The organism is Streptomyces populi (genome assembly GCF_002911015.1).
Classification (GTDB): Bacteria; Actinomycetota; Actinomycetes; order Streptomycetales; family Streptomycetaceae; genus Streptomyces; species Streptomyces populi.
On the sequence record NZ_KZ626840.1, the window covers coordinates 153,909 to 171,266 of the forward strand.

The 17,358-nt window shown below is 71.4% G+C and carries 16 protein-coding genes; 7 read left to right on the top strand and 9 right to left on the bottom strand.

Annotated elements, in window-relative coordinates:
- Window positions 1–29 precede the first annotated feature (29 nt).
- From CW362_RS00745 to msrA, 3 genes are all read right to left on the bottom strand, one after another.
- Window positions 30–341 carry a WhiB family transcriptional regulator gene (locus tag CW362_RS00745; protein ID WP_103547264.1) on the bottom strand — a complete coding sequence of 104 codons (312 nt, stop codon included), beginning with the start codon at window positions 339–341 and terminating at the stop codon, window positions 30–32.
- A 331-nt stretch (window positions 342–672) separates the two neighbouring features.
- Window positions 673–1,581 (bottom strand): Lrp/AsnC family transcriptional regulator, encoded by a 909-nt coding sequence (locus CW362_RS00750; protein ID WP_103547368.1) that lies wholly within the window; start codon window positions 1,579–1,581, stop codon window positions 673–675.
- Window positions 1,582–2,008: 427 nt separating this feature from the next.
- Entirely contained in the window at window positions 2,009–2,521 is a 513-nt protein-coding gene (gene msrA / locus CW362_RS00755; RefSeq protein ID WP_103547265.1) for a peptide-methionine (S)-S-oxide reductase MsrA, read from the bottom strand.
- Window positions 2,522–2,839: 318 nt separating this feature from the next.
- Between msrA and CW362_RS00760 the strand changes: the two genes are divergently transcribed.
- The 3 genes from CW362_RS00760 to CW362_RS43155 all read left to right on the top strand — a co-directional run bounded on the left by CW362_RS00760 (window position 2,840) and on the right by CW362_RS43155 (window position 5,055).
- A complete protein-coding gene (locus CW362_RS00760; RefSeq protein WP_103547266.1) occupies window positions 2,840–3,820 on the top strand; it encodes an MHYT domain-containing protein in 981 nt (326 codons plus the stop codon).
- A gap of 111 nt (window positions 3,821–3,931) precedes the next feature.
- Window positions 3,932–4,747 carry an alpha/beta fold hydrolase gene (locus CW362_RS00765; protein ID WP_103547267.1) on the top strand — a complete coding sequence of 272 codons (816 nt, stop codon included), beginning with the start codon at window positions 3,932–3,934 and terminating at the stop codon, window positions 4,745–4,747.
- A 98-nt stretch (window positions 4,748–4,845) separates the two neighbouring features.
- On the top strand, window positions 4,846–5,055 hold the full coding sequence (locus CW362_RS43155) for a hypothetical protein (RefSeq protein ID WP_162683925.1): 210 nt from the start codon (window positions 4,846–4,848) through the stop codon (window positions 5,053–5,055).
- A 65-nt stretch (window positions 5,056–5,120) separates the two neighbouring features.
- On the opposite strand, the gene CW362_RS00770 is transcribed toward CW362_RS43155, so the two are convergent.
- On the bottom strand, window positions 5,121–5,729 hold the full coding sequence (locus CW362_RS00770) for an ATP-binding protein (RefSeq protein WP_240657590.1): 609 nt from the start codon (window positions 5,727–5,729) through the stop codon (window positions 5,121–5,123).
- A gap of 240 nt (window positions 5,730–5,969) precedes the next feature.
- On the opposite strand from CW362_RS00770, the gene CW362_RS00775 reads away from it, so the two are divergent.
- Window positions 5,970–6,566, top strand: coding sequence for a TetR/AcrR family transcriptional regulator (locus tag CW362_RS00775; protein ID WP_103547269.1), 597 nt, complete (start codon window positions 5,970–5,972; stop codon window positions 6,564–6,566).
- A gap of 87 nt (window positions 6,567–6,653) precedes the next feature.
- On the opposite strand, the gene CW362_RS00780 is transcribed toward CW362_RS00775, so the two are convergent.
- On the bottom strand, window positions 6,654–8,321 hold the full coding sequence (locus CW362_RS00780; protein WP_103547270.1) for a sigma-70 family RNA polymerase sigma factor: 1,668 nt from the start codon (window positions 8,319–8,321) through the stop codon (window positions 6,654–6,656).
- Between the two features lie 337 nt (window positions 8,322–8,658).
- Between CW362_RS00780 and CW362_RS00785 the strand changes: the two genes are divergently transcribed.
- The gene (locus CW362_RS00785; protein ID WP_103547271.1) at window positions 8,659–10,074 is read left to right on the top strand and encodes a DEAD/DEAH box helicase; all 1,416 of its coding nucleotides are present in this window, start codon (window positions 8,659–8,661) and stop codon (window positions 10,072–10,074) included.
- Between the two features lie 109 nt (window positions 10,075–10,183).
- Here CW362_RS00785 and CW362_RS00790 read toward each other — a convergent pair whose 3' ends face one another.
- From CW362_RS00790 to CW362_RS00800, 3 genes are all read right to left on the bottom strand, one after another.
- A complete protein-coding gene (locus CW362_RS00790) occupies window positions 10,184–11,320 on the bottom strand; it encodes a sensor histidine kinase (protein WP_103547272.1) in 1,137 nt (378 codons plus the stop codon).
- Window positions 11,313–12,008: a response regulator transcription factor gene (locus CW362_RS00795; RefSeq protein ID WP_103547273.1), complete on the bottom strand. Its 696-nt coding sequence runs from the start codon at window positions 12,006–12,008 to the stop codon at window positions 11,313–11,315. Before CW362_RS00795 ends, CW362_RS00790 begins: the two co-directional genes overlap by 8 nt.
- Window positions 12,009–12,075: 67 nt before the next feature.
- Entirely contained in the window at window positions 12,076–12,783 is a 708-nt protein-coding gene (locus CW362_RS00800; RefSeq protein WP_103547274.1) for a VanZ family protein, read from the bottom strand.
- Window positions 12,784–12,966: 183 nt separating this feature from the next.
- On the opposite strand from CW362_RS00800, the gene CW362_RS00805 reads away from it, so the two are divergent.
- Both CW362_RS00805 and CW362_RS00810 read left to right on the top strand, forming a co-directional pair.
- The gene (locus tag CW362_RS00805; protein ID WP_103547275.1) at window positions 12,967–13,368 is read left to right on the top strand and encodes a S26 family signal peptidase; all 402 of its coding nucleotides are present in this window, start codon (window positions 12,967–12,969) and stop codon (window positions 13,366–13,368) included.
- A 150-nt stretch (window positions 13,369–13,518) separates the two neighbouring features.
- Entirely contained in the window at window positions 13,519–15,822 is a 2,304-nt protein-coding gene (locus CW362_RS00810; protein WP_103547276.1) for a galactose-binding domain-containing protein, read from the top strand.
- A gap of 142 nt (window positions 15,823–15,964) precedes the next feature.
- Here the strand turns inward: CW362_RS00810 and CW362_RS00815 are convergent, their stop codons facing one another.
- A complete protein-coding gene (locus tag CW362_RS00815; protein ID WP_338069041.1) occupies window positions 15,965–17,047 on the bottom strand; it encodes a Na/Pi symporter in 1,083 nt (360 codons plus the stop codon).
- Between the last annotated feature and the right edge of the window lie 311 nt (window positions 17,048–17,358).

The window sequence follows — 17,358 nt, forward strand, 5'->3', positions numbered from 1 at the left end:
AAGCCTGTCCCGCCCCTGTGCGCGGAAGGTCAGCTCGCCCTGGGCACGGCGGCCGCGGCGTCCTGTGAACGTTCGTGCTCCATGCGGGCCGTCTCCAGGAGGTGCAGCCAGGAGGTGACCGTCGGCCGGCGGCGCAGCAGAGCACGACGCTCACGCTCGGTCATGCCTCCCCAGACGCCGTGCTCGATGCGGTGGTCCAGCGCATAGGCGAGGCATTCGGTGAGCACGGGGCAGCCGATGCACAGCATTTTGGCCCGGTTCTGCGCCGCGCCCTCGACGAACAAGTCGTCAGGATCGGCCGTACGGCACAATCCTCGATCGCTCCAGTCGGTGCTCGTCATCTCGTGATGCCGTCCTCTCCCCTGGCCCCCGCCTGCGAGTTGCCCATCTGCCCTGGGCAACAGGCATATGACACTACGCCTTTCGAGGACCGCCACTCAATCTGTGGTGCGGCACCACACCATCGAGTGAGCGCCGCTTGCCTCCCGCGCGTGGCGACGCTATGAAGGTGCCTCGACGGTTCGCGGTCCGGGACGAGTACGTCCGGTAAACGGTGCGCCGTCCTTCACCATGCGTGACCAAAAGGTCCGCGCACGGGTGACCAGGTTCGGGCGGAACGTTCGTCGATGACCTGCGGAACGCTCGCCCTTGATTCATCGGCACGGTCGGAGGTCAGCACGGACGTAGCGTCGTGGCCGCCTTGTAGGTACGCAGCACCGGCGCCGCCTCGATCCGTGTGACGACGTCCCAGGCCACCCGGCGTGTCAGACAGTGGTGCAGGGCCTCCGCGTCACGGCACGGCGCGTGGGCGACGAGGTTCGTCGGACCGGTCGTCGCCGCGACCACCGCGAGTTCGTCGTGGCCGGCCAGCGCTGTCGCCACCGTGTCCGGCCGTGCGGGGGCCACCTGCATCCAGAGCAGCGCCGACACCGTCACGCCCAGCAGCACCGGATCGATGTCGACGTCGAAGAACACCGCGCCGCGCGCCCGCAGTTCGGCCAGCCTGCGGGCCGCGGTGGACGCGGTGGTGCCGGTGGCGGCGGCCAGTTCCGTGTGGCTGAGGCGCGCGTCCTCGCGCAATGCGGAGACCAGCAGGCGGTCCGCGTCCGTGAGGAGGTGGGCGGAGGCGACGGCGCCGGAGGGGTCCCCGGGATCCGGTGCGTCCGGGACGGTGGGCCCGGCGCGCAGGCGCGCCTCCTGGTCCGCGTCCAGAGCGTCGATCCGGCCACGCCAGGCCATCGGGCCGCCCAGGTAGGTGTGCAGCAGGCAGTGCGCCGACACCGCGGTGATCCCGGCGGTGCGGGGGATGTCACGCAGCAGCAGCGCGTGCGCGTCCGGACCGGCGGGGGCGGTATGGATGATCGCGACGATCTCCGTTTCCCCGGAGGTCGGCCGCACCCAGGAGACCGGTTCGGCCGCCGGTCTGCTCAACGCCGTGCAGCAGCTCGGCGGGGCGGTCGGTGTCGCGGTCGTCGGCGGTGTCCGTCCGGGGGTGTCCGGCGACGCGCGCACAGCGGCCGAACACGCGCCGGTGACCGCCTCGGCCGTCCTGGCCGCCACGGCGGTGGCGGCCGGGGTCATGACCACCCGCCGCACCGTCCGCCGAGGACCGGCCGCCGTCGGCCACGCACGGCCGGGGCGGCCGGGAACTGAGCCGCCGTCACCGGAGAAGGACACCGGCCGGCCTCGCGGGCGAGTGACCTCCGCAAGCGACCGACGCGGCCCCGAGGCCCGTACCGGCGACCGGACCCGGAACGGGACACCCGCGCCCGAGTCCACGGCCTGTGCCCTGGCCGCGCCGGAAGCGGAACGCCCGCACGCGAGCGGCAAGCGGGGGCGGGGACGCATCCGCGACCGACCCGGGAACACGACACCCGCGCGGCCCGCGCGAACTCGTGGCGCCCGTGCCCCCGCCTCCGGCCGGAGCGGGCACGGCCCCGTCCCCGCGGCCCGCACGGGCTCGTGGCCGACGTCCGCGGCCGACGCGGCCGCGGACGTCAGCCCCCGCTCAGGCTTCCGCGCGCCTCGGCAGCCGCCAGTTCGGACGCACGAAGTGGCAGGTGTAGCCGTCGGGATAGCGCTGCAGGTAGTCCTGGTGCTCCGGCTCCGCCTCCCAGAACGGGCCGGCCGGCGCGACCTCGGTCACGACCTTCTCCGGCCACAGCCCCGAGGCGTCGACATCCGCGATGGTGTCCTCGGCGACCCGCTTCTGCTCGTCGTCGACGTAGAAGATGGCGGACCGGTAGCTGAGACCGATGTCGTTGCCCTGCCGGTTCTTCGTCGACGGGTCGTGGATCTGGAAGAAGTACTCCAGGATCGTCCGGTAGTCGGTCTTCGTGGGATCGAAGGTGATCTCGATCGCCTCGGCATGCGTGCCGTGGTTGCGATACGTCGCATTGGCCACGTCGCCGCCGCTGTACCCCACCCGCGTGTCCAGAACACCCGGGAACGTCCTGATCAGTTCCTGCATGCCCCAGAAACAGCCACCGGCCAGCAGCGCCTTCTCCTCGTTCCGGCTCATCGCACGCACCCCTTCTTCCTAGTCCTCGTCAGACTCGCACAGGCACCGCTTCACGCGCCGCCGGCGATCCGTCCGCCCCGCCCTCACAGCGACGCGGCACCGCATTGCACAAGGCCGGAAGGGCCGTTCGAAATTCCCGGTCCCGCATCCGGGACACCACGGAGATCCGGCCCCGTCCGACCCCCGGGAGCGGGCGCCCGCGCTAGATCGATAACGATCGCGCAAGTTTCAACCAACAACGGCCTGAGAATTTGCTATCGCGACCATGGAAAGGGCTCAATGTCCTTCGTATGCAAGCGGTAAAGCGTTAGGGAGCGGATGAACGGCACGATCGACGGCTTCAGCTACGGGCTGGTCACACCGGTGGCCGCCTACGTCATGGCCTGTGTGGGCTCGGCGTTGGGGCTGCGCTGTGTGGTGCGGACGGTGCATCACGAGCCCGGATGGAGGCTGGGCTGGCTCGCCCTGGGTGCCGCCTCCCTGGGCTGCGGCATCTGGACGATGCACTTCATCGCCATGACCGGTTTCTCCGTGGCGGAGACGCCCATCACCTACGACATCCCGCTGACCGTGCTCAGTCTCCTCGTGGCCATCGTGGTGGTCTCCGCGGGCGTCTTCATCGTCGGGCACCGCGGTGCCACGCGAGCGTCCCTCACCGTGGGCGGCTCCATCACCGGCCTCGGCGTCGCGACCATGCACTACCTGGGCATGTTCGCGATGCAGCTCAACGGAGAGCTCGGCTACAACGCGTTCACCGTGACCCTGTCCGTGATCATCGCCCTCGTGGCGGCGACCGCCGCGCTGTGGGCCGCCGTCTCCGTGCAGGGCTTGATCCACACGCTCGGCGCCAGCCTCGTCATGGGCCTCGCCGTCACCGGCATGCACTACACGGGCATGGCCGCCGTGAGCGTCCATCTCCACAACAGCATCGAGTCGGCCCCGACCGTCAGCGGCCAGGAGGGCTCGTCGCTCCTGCTGCCGATGCTCCTGGGTCCGATCATCTTCCTCATCCTCGCCGCGGCCATCGTCATGTTCGACCCGGTCCTGATCCTCGGCGACGGCAGCTGGGACAAGCCGGCCAAGGCCAGGGGGCGCCGCTCCAAGGTCGTCGCACGTGGAAACCCCATGCAGGTGCGGATGCCCGGCGTGCAGGACACCTCGCTGCCGATGGCGCACAGCGTCCCGCAGCCCGACCAGTGGTCGGCGGCGCCCCAGTGGCCCGCCGCCGACGATCGCGCCCCCCAGTACGGCGACCCGGGCACCGGCGCCCCCCACGGAACCCGGTACGAGGCGGAGTAACCGCCGCCCACGCCCCTCGACGGCCCGGCCGACGCGATTCGACCTCGCGCTCGCGCCGGGCCGTCCCCGTCTCCGGCTCCCCTCGGGACGATCTTGACTAGGGTGCCCGGCATGACTTCCACAGCCTTGCGGGGTACGACGCTCCACTACGACGACACCGGCTCCTCGGCCGGGCTGCCCGTCCTGCTGATCCACGGACACCCCTTCAACCGGTCCCTGTGGGCCCCCCAGACCGAGGCGCTCGTCGCGGCCGGGCACCGGGTCATCGCCCCGGACCTGCGCGGCTACGGCGACAGCGGGGTGGAAGCCGGGACCGTGCACCTCTCCGACTTCGCCGACGACCTCGTCGCGCTCCTGGACCACCTGGACATCGACCGGGCCGTGGTGGGCGGTGTCTCGATGGGCGGGCAGATCGCCATGGAGATGCAGCGCGGTCACGCCCACCGCGTCCGCGCGCTCGTCCTGTCGGACACCTCCGCGCCGGCCGAGACGGACGACGGCAAGGCCTTCCGCAACCGGCTGGCCGACCGTCTCCTGGCGGAAGGGATGGACGGCTACGCGGACGAGGTCATCGGCAAGATGCTCGCCGACTACAACGTCACCGCGATGCCCGACGTCGCCGGGCACGTCCTGCGCATGATGCGCGCCACCGATCCCCGCGGTGCCGCGGCGGCCCTGCGCGGCCGGGCCGAACGTCCCGACTACCGGGACACGCTCGCCGCCGTGCGGTCCCCCGTGCTGATCGTCGTCGGCGCCGACGACGTCTACACGCCGGTCGGCGACGCCGAGGCCATCCACGAGCTCGTCCCGCACGCGACCCTGACCGTCATCGAGGGCGCCGGCCACCTCCCCGGTGTCGAACAGCCCGGACGGTTCAACGCCGCGCTCCTCGATTTCCTGTCCACCCGGGTGACCGCCCGCACCTGAGCGCCCGGCCGGTCGTCGCCCGGCTCGCCGGGGCAGGGTGCCGACGCGGTCGCCGACTTTGCCGTGCCTTCGCCGCCCCGCGGGGGACACTTCCGCTCGTGACATCGACGACAGAGCACCCGAGATGGCGGCTCGCGCTGCGCGGTGGGGCCTTCTTCCTCCTGGGAGGCGGACTCGGCCTCATCTCGTACGCGGAGGTCCGCCATCACTCGCTCGGGAGCGCCCCCTGGAACGGGCTGCTGTTCGGGACGGTCGTGGCGGCGGCTTTCAGCGCGGTGTTCCCCCGCCGGCGGGGACGAGGGCGTTAGGGGGGCGCCGCCCGCCGTCCGATCGGCGGGGCGGGCGCGATCACCGCCGAGAAACTCGGCCGGTCCTACGACGCGGTCTCCATCGGCACCTCGAACCACATGGTCTTGCCCGTGGGCGTGCAGGTGCTGCCCCAGCTCTCGGCGAGCAGGTCGAGCAGTTCGGTGCCCCGGCCGCCCTCCGCGTCGGCGTCGGCCTCGCGGCGTACGGGGCAGAGCGGTTCCGTGTCCTCGACCTCGCACTGCAAGCGGTCGCCGCGCAGACACAGGTTGAGCCGCAGGGGGCCGCGCGTATGGCGCAGGGCGTTGGTCACCAGCTCGCTGACCAGGAGCTCCGCGGTCTCGGCCAGCTCTTCCAGATTCCACTCGTCCAGTTGCGCCGTCACCAGACGCCGAGCCCGGCGGGCCGAGGTCAGCTCCCGCGACAGGGGCCATGAGGCCTCCCAGGGGGTGACACGGGCGCGGGGCGCGTCGAACGGGCGGATGGGCTCCAGCACGCGCGACCAGAGAGCCCGGTTCCGGGCGAGCCAGGAGGTGGGCGCGGCCTCCGCGGACGTCTCGTTCTCCTCGCCGCGTCTCATGGCTTCCTCGTGCCCCTGCCCCTCGGACCGGCGGTAGAACCGGGCGAAGCGCCCCCGGCGAGAGGTCGCCAGGAGGTCGATGGCCCCAGGGGCCATGGGAATCAGTCCCTTCTGCGCTGAAGGCAACCACACCGCTGAGCGGCACGGACCCGTCGGCGACGACCGGTCCGGACATTGTCAGGTCACGCGTTCACGTAACGCCCGTCACGATAACAAATATGCATGTAGCGATCGCTACGGTAAAAATCCTTTCCAAGAGTACATACCGGCACATATGGAATGTGTCTGGAGTCACACGGCCGCGCAGCGGCCACGTCGCAGTCGCCGGGAGTTCCCATGGCACGACCGTCCGACCAGGCCAAACGACGTGATCTGACCGACCGGGTCCGCGCGTACCTGGTGCGCAACGGCCTCGCCGGACTGTCCCTGCGCCCGCTCGCCCGAGCCCTCGGCACGAGCGACCGCATGCTCCTGTACTACTTCGGGACCAAGGAAGGCATGGTCGCCGAGGCGCTCGCCCTGGACGAGAGGCGACCGCTCGTGCAGGCCCGGGCCGTGTTCGACTCCGCCGAGTCCCCGCGGGACCCGGCGGGGATCCGCCGTTTCATGGAGGAGACCTGGCAGCGGTTCGGCGCCCCCGACCTCCGCCCGGCCCTCCCCCTCTACATGGAGATCATGGCCGCCGGCCTGATCGACCCCGACCGGTACGGGCCCGTCCTGCGTGATGTGCTGGCCGAGTGGACGGACCTGCTCGCCTCCGCCTTCCGGGGCCTCGGCATGCGGGAGGCCCCGGCCCGGACGGAGGCGGCCCTGCTGGTCGACGCGACCTTCGGCCTGCTCGTCGCCTCGCTGGCCGAGGGCGGCCGGGAACAGGCCGACGCAGCCTTCCACGCCCTGCTCGACCGCCTCGAACCCGGCTGGCACGTCACCTGAGGGGTTTCCGCACCCGAGGTGCGTCCGGCGGTACGGCCACCACCGGTGGGACTCCCGCCCGGAAGGACCGGAAGGACGCGTCCGGCGTCACAGCTTCGCCCCGAAGTCCTGCGTCCACCACGGGCCGCCCGACCCCTTGTGCACGCCCACCCCGATGTTCTTGAACGAACAGTTGAGGATGTTCGCGCGGTGCCCCGGGCTGTTCATCCAGGAGTCCATCACCGCCGCGGGGGTCTGCTGGCCCATGGCTATGTTCTCGCCGTACGTGGACCAGCGGTAACCCGCGGCGGTGATGCGCTCGCCGGGGTCGGCGCCGTCGGGGTTGGTGTGCTCGAAGAAGTCCCGGGCGGCCATGTCGGCGGAGTGGGCCTGAGCCGCGTCCTCCAACTGCGGGTCCTCCGTGACGGGGCCGCAGCCGGCGGCCGCCCGCTCCTTGTTCACCAGCGCGACCACCTGCGCCACCGTGGTCGTGGGCGCCGACTGCGGCTGCGCCAGACCGGACGCCCGACGGGTCGGCGCGGCCGAGGACGCTGCGGCCGACCTGCTCGGCTCGGCGGGGCGAGGTGTCTTGGAGGCCTTGGCCTTGGCCTTCGCCTTCTTCGACGCGGACGGCGAGGGCGACGGAGAGGCCGACGCCGTGGCGGTGGCCTTCGCCGAAGCGGTGCCGGAGGCGTCGGATGCCGAGAGGTCCGCGACGGGGGCACCCGCCGTCCGCGAGGGAGACGCCTCGTCGGTTCCCGATCCGGGCCCGAGGTCGAAGTACCAGAAGCCGCCGCCCGCCACGCAGATCGCCACGAGGGCTCCGCCCAGGGCCCGGCGCCGGACACGTCGGCGCCGGCGCGCCTCACCGCGTGCGGCCGTCCTCCCGCCGGACGCCCGGTGCCCGGCCCCCGCCGGGCCCGCTTCCCCGCGCCCCGCGGCGGCCCCGGTCCCCGATGCCGAACCCGTGGCGGCCATCCCGTCCGAAGCGCTCCGCAGCGCTGCGGTCAGCCCCGGTGACACGGCGACCAGCGCCAGTCCGGCCAGCAGTCCCTCCACGGGCATCAGTCCGCTCCACAGGCCGGAGCAGCGGACGCAGTCGCGGGCGTGCCGGGCGATCCGCTTGCGCCACAGCGCCGAGGGCCGGCCGTCCCAGGAGGCGAGGACGCCCCGCAGTTCCTCGCAGGCCGGGCGCGCGGCGAGGGCCCGTACGACCCCCCGGGCCGTCTCCAGCTGTGCCTTCATCCGCTGCACCCGGACCGCGGTGTGCTGCGGCGACAGCTCCAGCGCCTCGGCCATCTCGGTCCGGGTCACTTCACCCGCGCACTCCAGCCACCACAGGGAGAGCACGCCCCGGTCGTCGGGTTCGAGCCAGCGGGTCGCCAGCGCGGTCTCCCGCCGCTGGCCGGAAAGCTGGAGCCGCACCATGGTGAGGTCCACGAAGTCGGCGCCGGGGTCCGCGAGGTCCTCCGCCTCCTCCACTCCGCCGGGAGCGTCCTGCCGGTCCCGCCAGTGCGCCCGGACCTGGTTCATGGCGATCGCCACGAGCCAGGAGCGGAAGCTCTCCGGGGTACGCAGGCCGTCCAGCCCGTCCAGGGCGCGGAGCATGGTGTTCTGCACGACGTCGTCGACGTCGACGGAGCCGTTCAGCGCGCGCCCGACGATGTTGTAGACCAAGGGGAGATAGGCGCCGACCAGGGCGTCCTGGGCCGCCGGGTCCCCCGATCGGGCGGCGGTCACCAGTTCCGCCGGCTCCACCCCGTGCTGTCTCCTCATGAAAACTTCCCTGTCCTCGACTCCGAACGATGCTGCCGTTGCATGGGAGACCGCCCGCGGAACCTCGAATAACAGTTCTTCGGAGACTCGTTCGCAGATGCTTCTCACACCGGTGCGCGATTGGCAAGGAAGAAGGTCACACCGGCGGCGGTCCGACGGGCGGCAGGGTCCGCCGCGCGGCCGACGGCGACCGCAGGACCGGGCCCGGTCACCGGCCCGGCCGGGCGCCCGTGGGCCCGCTGGTAAAGTGGGGAGCACGCTTCGAAGTCGCCGGGGCCCGTGCCGAGTGGTACGGGCCCCGGGGCGTTTCCGGGCGTCAGACCGAGGAAGGTTCCCCATGAACGCGAAGCCGCCGGCCCCTGGCCCCTCCGACGTCGGCGGGCACCAGCCGGCGCCGCGGGGTGACGTCACGGCACCGCCGTCCCGCTCCACCACCGGCCTGCCCCCCGCCGCGTCGTTCGACGCCCTCGGCCTGCCCCCGGAGCTGCTGGACAGGATGACCGGGCTCGGGGTGACGGAGCCCTTCCCGATCCAGGCGGCGACCCTGCCCGACGCGCTGGCCGGACACGACGTCCTCGGCCGGGCGCGGACCGGCTCCGGGAAGACGCTGGCCTTCGGACTGGCCCTGCTCGCCCGGACCTCGGGCCGCCGGGCGGAGGCGAAGCGGCCCCTCGCGCTGGTCCTGGTGCCGACCCGGGAGCTCGCGCAGCAGGTGGGCGACGCGCTGGAGCCGTACGCGCAGACCCTGAACGTACGGCTCGGGACGGTGGTGGGCGGCCTGTCGATCAACCGGCAGCAGGCCCTCCTGCGGACCGGCGTCGAGGTGCTCATCGCGACGCCGGGACGGCTGACCGACCTGGTGTCACGCCGGGACTGCTTCCTGGACCAGGTGCGGATCACGGTGCTGGACGAGGCGGACCAGATGTGCGACCTGGGTTTCCTGCCCCAGGTCTCGGACCTCATGGACCAGGTGCGCCCCGACGGACAGCGGCTGCTGTTCTCGGCCACGCTCGACCGGGGCGTCGACCAGCTCGTACGGGACCACCTGCACGACCCGGTGCTCGCCTCGGTCGACCGGGTGGCCGGCTCGGTCACCACGATGGAACACCACGTGCTGAACATCCACGGCGCCGACAAGTACGCGACGGCGACCGAGATCGCCGCCCGGGACGGCCGGGTGCTGATGTTCCTGGACACCAAGGCGGGTGTGGACCAGTTCACCCGTCATCTGCGGGCCAGCGGCATCCGCGCCTCCGCCCTGCACAGCGGGAAGTCGCAGCCGCAGCGCACGCACACGCTCGCCCAGTTCAAGAACGGTGAGGTCACCGTGCTGGTGGCCACCAACGTCGCGGCCCGGGGCATTCACGTCGACGCGCTCGACCTCGTCGTCAACGTGGACCCGCCCGCCGACGCCAAGGACTATCTGCACCGCGGCGGGCGCACCGCGCGCGCCGGGGAGTCCGGGAAGGTGGTCACCCTCGTCACCCCGGGTCAGCGGCGTGACGTGAACCGCCTGATGTCCGACGCCGGCATCCGCCCGACCGTCACGCAGGTGCGCTCGGGCGAGGCGGCGCTGACCGCCGTCACCGGGGCCAGGCGTCCGCCGACACCGCCGAAGTCGAGCACCGGCAACGCGCCCTTCCGCGGCATGGGCACGCGTCCCGGACGCCCCGCGAAGGAGTCGCGCAAGGCCGCGGACGCCCGCAAGGCGGCGGAGGCCCGTGCGGCGGCCCGGGTACGCAGGGGGCGCTGACGACGCCCGGATCGGCCGCTGTGTCCTGAGGCGGACGGTGACACGCCACCCGGCCGCCACCGGCACGCACCGCGCCGATCATTCGGCATGATCCGCGCGCCCGGCGCTGTCACCGGGGCGGACGGGAATCGTCAGCCGGGTTCCACGGCGTGCCGGGCAGCCGGACCGTGACGAGGAGACCGCCGGCGGGACGGGCGGCGAGGTCGAGCGTCCCGCCGTGGGCGCGTACGACACCCGCCACGATGGCCAGGCCGAGGCCGACACCGGCGTGTTCGTCGGTGTGCACGCGTTCCGTTCCCCGCTGGAACGGTTCGGTGAGGGTCGACACCAGTTCCGGTGAGAGCCGGCTGCCCGTGTTCTCGACCCGCAGCACGCTCGTGTCGCCGTCCCGCCCGGTGTGGACAGTCACGGTGCCGCCCTCGGGGAGGTTGTGGACGACGGCGTTCTGGACGAGGTTCGTCACCATCCGCAGCAGGAGTTCCGCGGAGCCGCTGGTCCGGGCCGCCTCGCCGGTGACGTCGAGCGCGATCCGACGCTGTTCGGCGAAGGGGAGGAGCGCTTCCGCGGCTTCCTCGGCGACGAGCGAGAGGTCGACGCTCTCGCGGGGGAAGTCTCCGCGGTCGCTGCGACTGAGCAGCAGCAGGGCCTCGGTCAGGTCGATCGCCCGCGCGTTGACGGTGTGCAGTCGCTCGATCAGTTCGTCGCGGTCCCCCGTGGGGTCCTTGCGGGCGACGTCGAGGAGCGTCCGCGAGATCGCCAGCGGGGTGCGCAGTTCGTGCGAGGCGTTCGCGGCGAACCGCCGCTGCTCGGCGACGTGGGACTCGAGTCGTTCGAGCATCGAGTCGATGGCGTCGGAGAGTTCGCGGAACTCGTCCTGGCGGCCCCTCATCCGGATGCGGTGGGACAGCGATCCCTTCCCGGCCGTCCGTACCGCGTCCGTGATCCGGGTGAGGGGCGAGAGCATGCGGCCCGCGAGGATCCATCCCCCGAGGAGGCCGAACACCAGGAGGAAGGCCAGCGCGACGGCCGCGGCGGGGGCGAAGCCGCGCAGCAGGTCGGAGCGGTTGGGCCCCATGATGATCACAGCGCCGTACGTCTTCTGGATGAGCCTGGGGTCCTCGGTCGGCAGCCAGCGCAGCACGAACACCCACATCACGGCCAGCAGGAGGGTGCCGGCGACGAAGAGGAAGCCGGCGTAGCTGAGGGTGAGTTTCAGCCGGGCACTGCGCACCGGGCGCCTATTCATGGGTGCCGTCGAGGTGGGAGGTGTCCGGGCCCGCGTCGATCCGGTACCCGACGCCGGGCACCGTGGCGATGATCCAGGGCTCGCCGAGCCGTTTGCGCAGGGCGGAGACCGTGATGCGGACGGCGTTGGTGAAGGGGTTGGCGTTCTCGTCCCAGGCCCGCTGGAGCAGTTCCTCGGCGCTGATGACACCGCCGTCGGCGGCGACGAGCACTTCGAGTACGGCGAACTGCTTCCGGGTGAGGGCGACGTGCCGTCCGTCGCGGAAGACCTCCCGACGGAAGGCGTCCAGACGCAGGCCCGCGATCTCGCGGACCGGCGGCCGGGCGTACGCGCGCCTGCGGTCGAGCGCCCTCAGCCGCATGACGAGCTCCCGCAGCTCGAACGGCTTGGTGAGGTAGTCGTCGGCGCCGAGTTCGAACCCGGAGGCCTTGTCCTCGATCCGGTCGGCGGCGGTGAGCATGAGGATCGGGATGCCGCTGCCGGAGGCGACGATGCGCCGGGCGACCTCGTCGCCGGAGGGGCCGGGGATGTCCCGGTCGAGGACCGCGAGGTCGTAGGAGTTGACGCCGAGCAGTTCCAGGGCGGAGTCCCCGTCGCCCGCGATGTCGGCGGCGATCGCCTCCAGCCGCAGACCGTCACGGACGGCCTCGGCCAGATAGGGCTCGTCCTCCACGATCAGTACACGCATGCCGAAAGCCTAAGCAGCGCACCGTATCGTCGGCGTATCGCGACCGCGTCGCGCCCGGGGCGCACGCTCAGCCCACCGGTGCCGGCACGGGACCGGGCCGGTCCGACGGGGTCTCCGCCCCGGTGCTCCACCAATGGCGCGACGCCAGCCCCGCGAGCAACGCACCCGTCGCGTTGACCAGGACGTCGTCCACGGAGGACACCCGGTCCAGCCACAGCACGTACTGCGCGACCTCGACCAGGACCGAGCAGCCCGCCCCCAGCGCCAGGACCCGTGGCACGGACGCCAGGGACGCGAACCGCATGGGGGCGAAGAACCCCAGTGCCGCGAAGACCAGCAGGTTGCCGATGATCCCGCCCGTCCCCATGGTGACCAGGTCACGCAGCGGTACCAGGCTGACCCGGCGGGGAGCGACGCCGGGCGCGAGGCCCGGCATCATGGTCAGCCACAGGAACGGCACCGTCCCGTGGACCATGCCCACCTCGGCCAGCGACCACCGCCACGCCCGGGCCGAGTCGGCGCCGGCGGCACGCCGCCAGGACGCGAGGGCCCACGCCACCAGCACGGCGAGCGGCACCGCGACGAGCGTCATGAGCATCACGCCGTTGAAGGTGTCGTAGCAGCCGTGCCACCGCCCGGCCATGCATCTGGGGGCGGACATCATGAGCATCCGCCGGGTGCTGAACAGGACACCGGCCACTCCGAGGACCGCCAGGCTCAGGAGTACGGCCCTGACGACGCGACGGGGTGTTGACGAGGATGCGTTGTGGCTCATGCTCCCCAGTGAAGGGAAGGAGCAGTTGCGGTGGCGTATGCGGTTTTCGATACGCCCGCGATATGCGGAGTCCCCGCGTACGTCGTCCACGGAGTCCCGGCACCGGGGAACCGGTGCGAGCCGGTGCGAGCCGGTCCCGGAAATTCGGTGGGCCGGCCCGGCCGGTCCTGTCACGCTCGTCGCATGGGAGCGTTGGACGGTGTGGCGGGCAGGGTCGCCGGCGGGGAGACCGTGGAGTTCCGGCCGAGCGGCGCTTCGATGGTCCCGTTGATCCGCAGCCGGCAGCTCGTGGCCCTCGCTCCGGTCGACCCGTCGAAGCTCGCGGTCGGTGACATCGTCCTCGCCCGAGTCGCCGGAACCGTGTACCTGCACCTGGTGTCCTCCGTCGACACCGCCCGGAAGCGGGTGCAGATCAGCAACAACCGGGGCCACGTCAACGGCTGGACCGGTCACGACCGTGTCTTCGGCATCTGCGTGGCGGTCGACGGGACTCCCAGGCCGGGTGCCGCGGCCAAGGTTCCGGCGGCCGGGCCGACGGCCGGGCGCGAGGGCAACGGCCGCCCCGAAGGCAAGACTGTTGAATAATTGCGGGAGTCTGCATCAATTTTGCGCAGCCTCATAGACTTCTCTTTCCTTCGCTCCTAGCCTTCTTGCGTCCGCTCACCCCACGAGCCCTGAGGACGCACGCCTGTGACCCCCTCTCCCCATGGAAGATTCCTGCAACGCGGCACGGCGATGTCCGTGTCACTGGCACTCGCCGCGGCCGGCACCGTCGTCGCGGTGGCACTGGCCCCCCACGCGGCCGCCGCGGGGGTGCCCGCCCCTTCCCCCGTCGGGATCTCCGGCCGGGGCGCGGCCGTTCCCTTCAAGGAACAGGAAGCCGAGTACGCCGCCACCAACGGCACCCTCATCGGCCCGGACCGGCTCTACGGTCGTCTCCCCTCCGAGGCGTCCGGCCGCCAGGCCGTGACACTGGACGCGACGGGCGAGTACGTCGAGTTCACGCTGACCGCCCCGGCCGACGCGATGTCGTTCCGCTACTCACTGCCCGACAACGCCGCCGGCACCGGCCGCGACGCGAGCCTCGACCTCACGGTCGACGGCAACCGGCTCAAGAGTGTCCCGGTGACCTCCAAGTACGGCTGGTACTACGGGGGTTACCCCTTCAACAACAACCCCGGCGACACCGACCCACATCACTTCTACGACGAGACCCGCACCATGTTCGGCTCCACACTGCCGGCCGGCAGCAAGGTGCGGCTCCAGGTCTCCTCCACGGGCGGGTCGCCCTCGTTCACCATCGACCTCGCCGACTTCGAGCAGGTGGGCGCGCCGATCGGGAAACCGTCCGGAGCCCTCGACGTCGTCGGCGACTTCGGCGCGGATCCGACCGGCGCGACGGATTCCACCGCGAAGATCCAGGCGGCCGTCGACACGGGCAGGGCGCAGGGCAGGACCGTGTACATCCCGCGGGGCACCTTCCAGGTCCGCGATCACATCGTCGTCGACCAGGTGACGCTCGCCGGGGCAGGCCCCTGGTACAGCGTCCTCACCGGCCGCGACCCGGTGGACCGGTCCAAAGCCGTCGGCGTCTACGGCAAGTACGCCGGTCAGGGCGGCAGCAGGAACGTCACCCTCAAGGACTTCGCCATCATGGGCGACATCCGCGAACGCGTGGACGACGACCAGGTCAACGCCATCGGCGGCGCGCTGTCCGACTCCACCGTCGACAACGTATGGATGCAGCACACCAAATGCGGGGCCTGGATGGACGGGCCCATGGACAACTTCACCGTCAAGAACAGCCGCATCCTCGATCAGACCGCGGACGGCGTGAACTTCCACATGGGTGTCACCAACTCCACCGTCACCAACACCTTCGTACGGAACACGGGTGACGACGGTCTCGCGATGTGGGCGGAGAACGTCCCCAACGTCAAGAACAAGTTCACCTTCGACACCGTGGTCCTGCCGATCCTCGCGAACAACATCGTCACGTACGGCGGAAAGGACATCACCCTCTCCGACAACGTCATGGCCGACACCGTCACCAACGGCGGTGGCCTGCATGTCGCGAACCGCTATCCCGGAGTCAACTCCGGTCAGGGCACTGCCGTTTCGGGCACCATCACGGCCGCCAGGAACACCCTGATACGGGCCGGGAACAACGACTACAACTGGCAGTTCGGGGTCGGCGCGGTCTGGTTCAGCGGGCTCAACGAACCCCTGAACGCGACCGTCGACGTCACCGACAGCGAGATCCTCGACAGCTCCTACGCCGCGATCATGAACATCGAGGGAGCCACGAACGGGCTGCGCTTCGACCATGTCCGGATCGACGGGGCCGGCACCTACGCACTCCAGATCCAGGCCCCGGGCTCGGCCTCCTTCAACGACGTCACGGCCACGAACATCGCCCAGTCCAACCCGATCCACAACTGCGTCGGCTCCGGCTTCCGGATCACGCGGGGGACGGGCAACAGCGGCTGGTACGCCGACCCGCCGGCCTGCACGGGTACCTGGCCGGACCCGAAGTGGACCAACGGCGGGGTGCCCGGCGGCGGCACCCCGCCGACCGATCCGCCCACCGATCCCCCCACGGACCCGCCCACCGACCCCACCGTGAACCTCGCGAAGAACCGGCCGGTCACCGAGTCGAGCCATACGGACGTCTACCCCGCGGCCAACGCCGTGGACGGCAACGCGAACAGCTACTGGGAGAGCGCCAACAACGCCTTCCCGCAGTCCGTCACCGTCGATCTGGGCACCGCCGAGGCGGTCAGGCGGGTCGTCCTCAAACTGCCTCCGGCCGCCGCGTGGGCCACGCGCACCCAGACCCTGAGCATCCAGGGCAGCACCGACGGCACCGCGTTCAGCACTCTCAAGGCGTCGGCCGGCCACACCTTCGATCCGGCAGGCGGCAACACGGCGACCGTCACCCTGTCCGGCACCCCCACCCGCTATCTGCGCGTGCTCATCACGGGCAACACCGGCTGGCCCGCCGGCCAGTTGTCGGAGATCGAGGCATACACCGGCTGACCGAGTCGCACACCGGCCGATCGAGGCGCACACCGGGCTGACGCACCGCGTCGGCCCGAGGACTCCTGGCGGCCCCGCTCCGGAACTCTGACCCGGGCGGGGTCGTCAGGCCCGTTCACCGAGCACGGACTCTCCGCCGTGCTCAGAGCACGCCCACCAGCACGATGACCAGGGCGGGCAGCGCGATGAAGACGGTGCCGAGGTAGACGGCGAGGACCCACCGGCGTTCGGAGGCGACGCGGGCGAGGGTCTCGGCGCAGAACAGCGGCACGGGGCGCAGGAACGGGATCACGTAGATCACGACGATCGCGAAGAGGTTGTAGATCAGATGCACGAAGGCCGCCTGCAGACCGATCTTCGCGTCCTGTCCGACGCCCGCGAACGCCGCGAAGACCACCGTGAACGTCGTGCCGAGGTTGGAGCCGACGACGACGGGATACACCTGCGCCGGTGTCAGGATGCCCGTTCCGGCGAAGGGGACCAGCACGGACGTGGTGATGGTCGAGGACTGGGTGACGACGGTCGCTCCCATGCCTGACGCCATGGCGAGGTAGGGGTTGCGGCCGACGGCCTTGATCAGAACGTCGCGGGCCCTGCCGACCATGAGCAGTTTGAGCAGCTTTCCCAGGTAACGAACGGCGACCAGGATCAGCACGGCGCCGATCACGATGGTGAACAGCGGACCCAGTGTGCTGCTGACGTGCGAGGTCGCGTGGATCACTCCGTGTTCCACCGGTCTGGTGGCCGCCCGGACGAAGTTGAAGTGGGCCGGGTTCGGCAGCCAGTCCGCGCCGTACAGCGCGTCGGTCAGCGTCCCGCTGATGCGTTTCAGCGGATGCCGGATGAGCTCGATCGGGAAGAAGACCAGCAGCGCGAGCCAGTTGTAGAAGTCGTGGACGGTCGAGGCGCCCAGCGCTCTGCGGAACTCCGTCCGGTTGCCGATGAAGGTCAGTGCGACCAGGCTCGTCGTCACGGTGGTGCCGACGTTCGCGCCCAGGATGATCGGGATCGCGCCCTGGATCGGCAACGCGCCCGACCCCACGGCGGTGACGGCGATGGCCGTCGTCGTGGTCGACGACTGGATCAGGACCGTACCGAGGATCCCGACGCTCAGCCCGACCCACGGGTGCGCGGCGAAGGCGAACATGGTGTGCGCCGCGTCGCTGCCCAGCCCCGCGAAGCCGCGACTGATGATGCTCACGGCACAGATCAGCAGGTAGATCAGCCCGGCGACACCGCACCAGCCGAGGGCTTTGGCCCATGCGGGGAGCTGGACGGCTGCGGCGTCACTCCCGGCCGCGGGGCCGTGGGTGCCGAGCCGCCGGAAGCGGTTCGCCCGGAGACTTCACCCTTTTCACGGCTGTTGTCCGGCCCGCCGTCGGATGTGGCTTCCGCCATGGACCAAGGCTACGAGTTCCTGACGAGGGGCGCGCGCGGCTGAGCGCCGTACGGGTGCGACGACGGCTGGTGCCGTCGGCGACCGCGTCCCTCCCGGCCCGACGCCGGCCGGCCATGACCGGGCTCGCCGGCCGGGGT

Coding starts and splice junctions, on each gene's coding strand:
- msrA (WP_103547265.1), bottom strand. CDS start 2,521: ATGAGCCGGAACGAGGAGAAGGCGCTGCTGGCCGGTGGCTGTTTCTGG.
- CW362_RS00805 (WP_103547275.1), top strand. CDS start 12,967: ATGGGAGCGTTGGACGGTGTGGCGGGCAGGGTCGCCGGCGGGGAGACC.
- CW362_RS00775 (WP_103547269.1), top strand. CDS start 5,970: ATGGCACGACCGTCCGACCAGGCCAAACGACGTGATCTGACCGACCGG.
- CW362_RS00780 (WP_103547270.1), bottom strand. CDS start 8,321: ATGAGGAGACAGCACGGGGTGGAGCCGGCGGAACTGGTGACCGCCGCC.
- CW362_RS00770 (WP_240657590.1), bottom strand. CDS start 5,729: ATGGCCCCTGGGGCCATCGACCTCCTGGCGACCTCTCGCCGGGGGCGC.
- CW362_RS00765 (WP_103547267.1), top strand. CDS start 3,932: ATGACTTCCACAGCCTTGCGGGGTACGACGCTCCACTACGACGACACC.
- CW362_RS00760 (WP_103547266.1), top strand. CDS start 2,840: ATGAACGGCACGATCGACGGCTTCAGCTACGGGCTGGTCACACCGGTG.
- CW362_RS00790 (WP_103547272.1), bottom strand. CDS start 11,320: ATGAATAGGCGCCCGGTGCGCAGTGCCCGGCTGAAACTCACCCTCAGC.
- CW362_RS00745 (WP_103547264.1), bottom strand. CDS start 341: ATGACGAGCACCGACTGGAGCGATCGAGGATTGTGCCGTACGGCCGAT.
- CW362_RS00795 (WP_103547273.1), bottom strand. CDS start 12,008: ATGCGTGTACTGATCGTGGAGGACGAGCCCTATCTGGCCGAGGCCGTC.
- CW362_RS00750 (WP_103547368.1), bottom strand. CDS start 1,581: ATGACCCCGGCCGCCACCGCCGTGGCGGCCAGGACGGCCGAGGCGGTC.
- CW362_RS00785 (WP_103547271.1), top strand. CDS start 8,659: ATGAACGCGAAGCCGCCGGCCCCTGGCCCCTCCGACGTCGGCGGGCAC.
- CW362_RS00800 (WP_103547274.1), bottom strand. CDS start 12,783: ATGAGCCACAACGCATCCTCGTCAACACCCCGTCGCGTCGTCAGGGCC.
- CW362_RS00810 (WP_103547276.1), top strand. CDS start 13,519: ATGTCCGTGTCACTGGCACTCGCCGCGGCCGGCACCGTCGTCGCGGTG.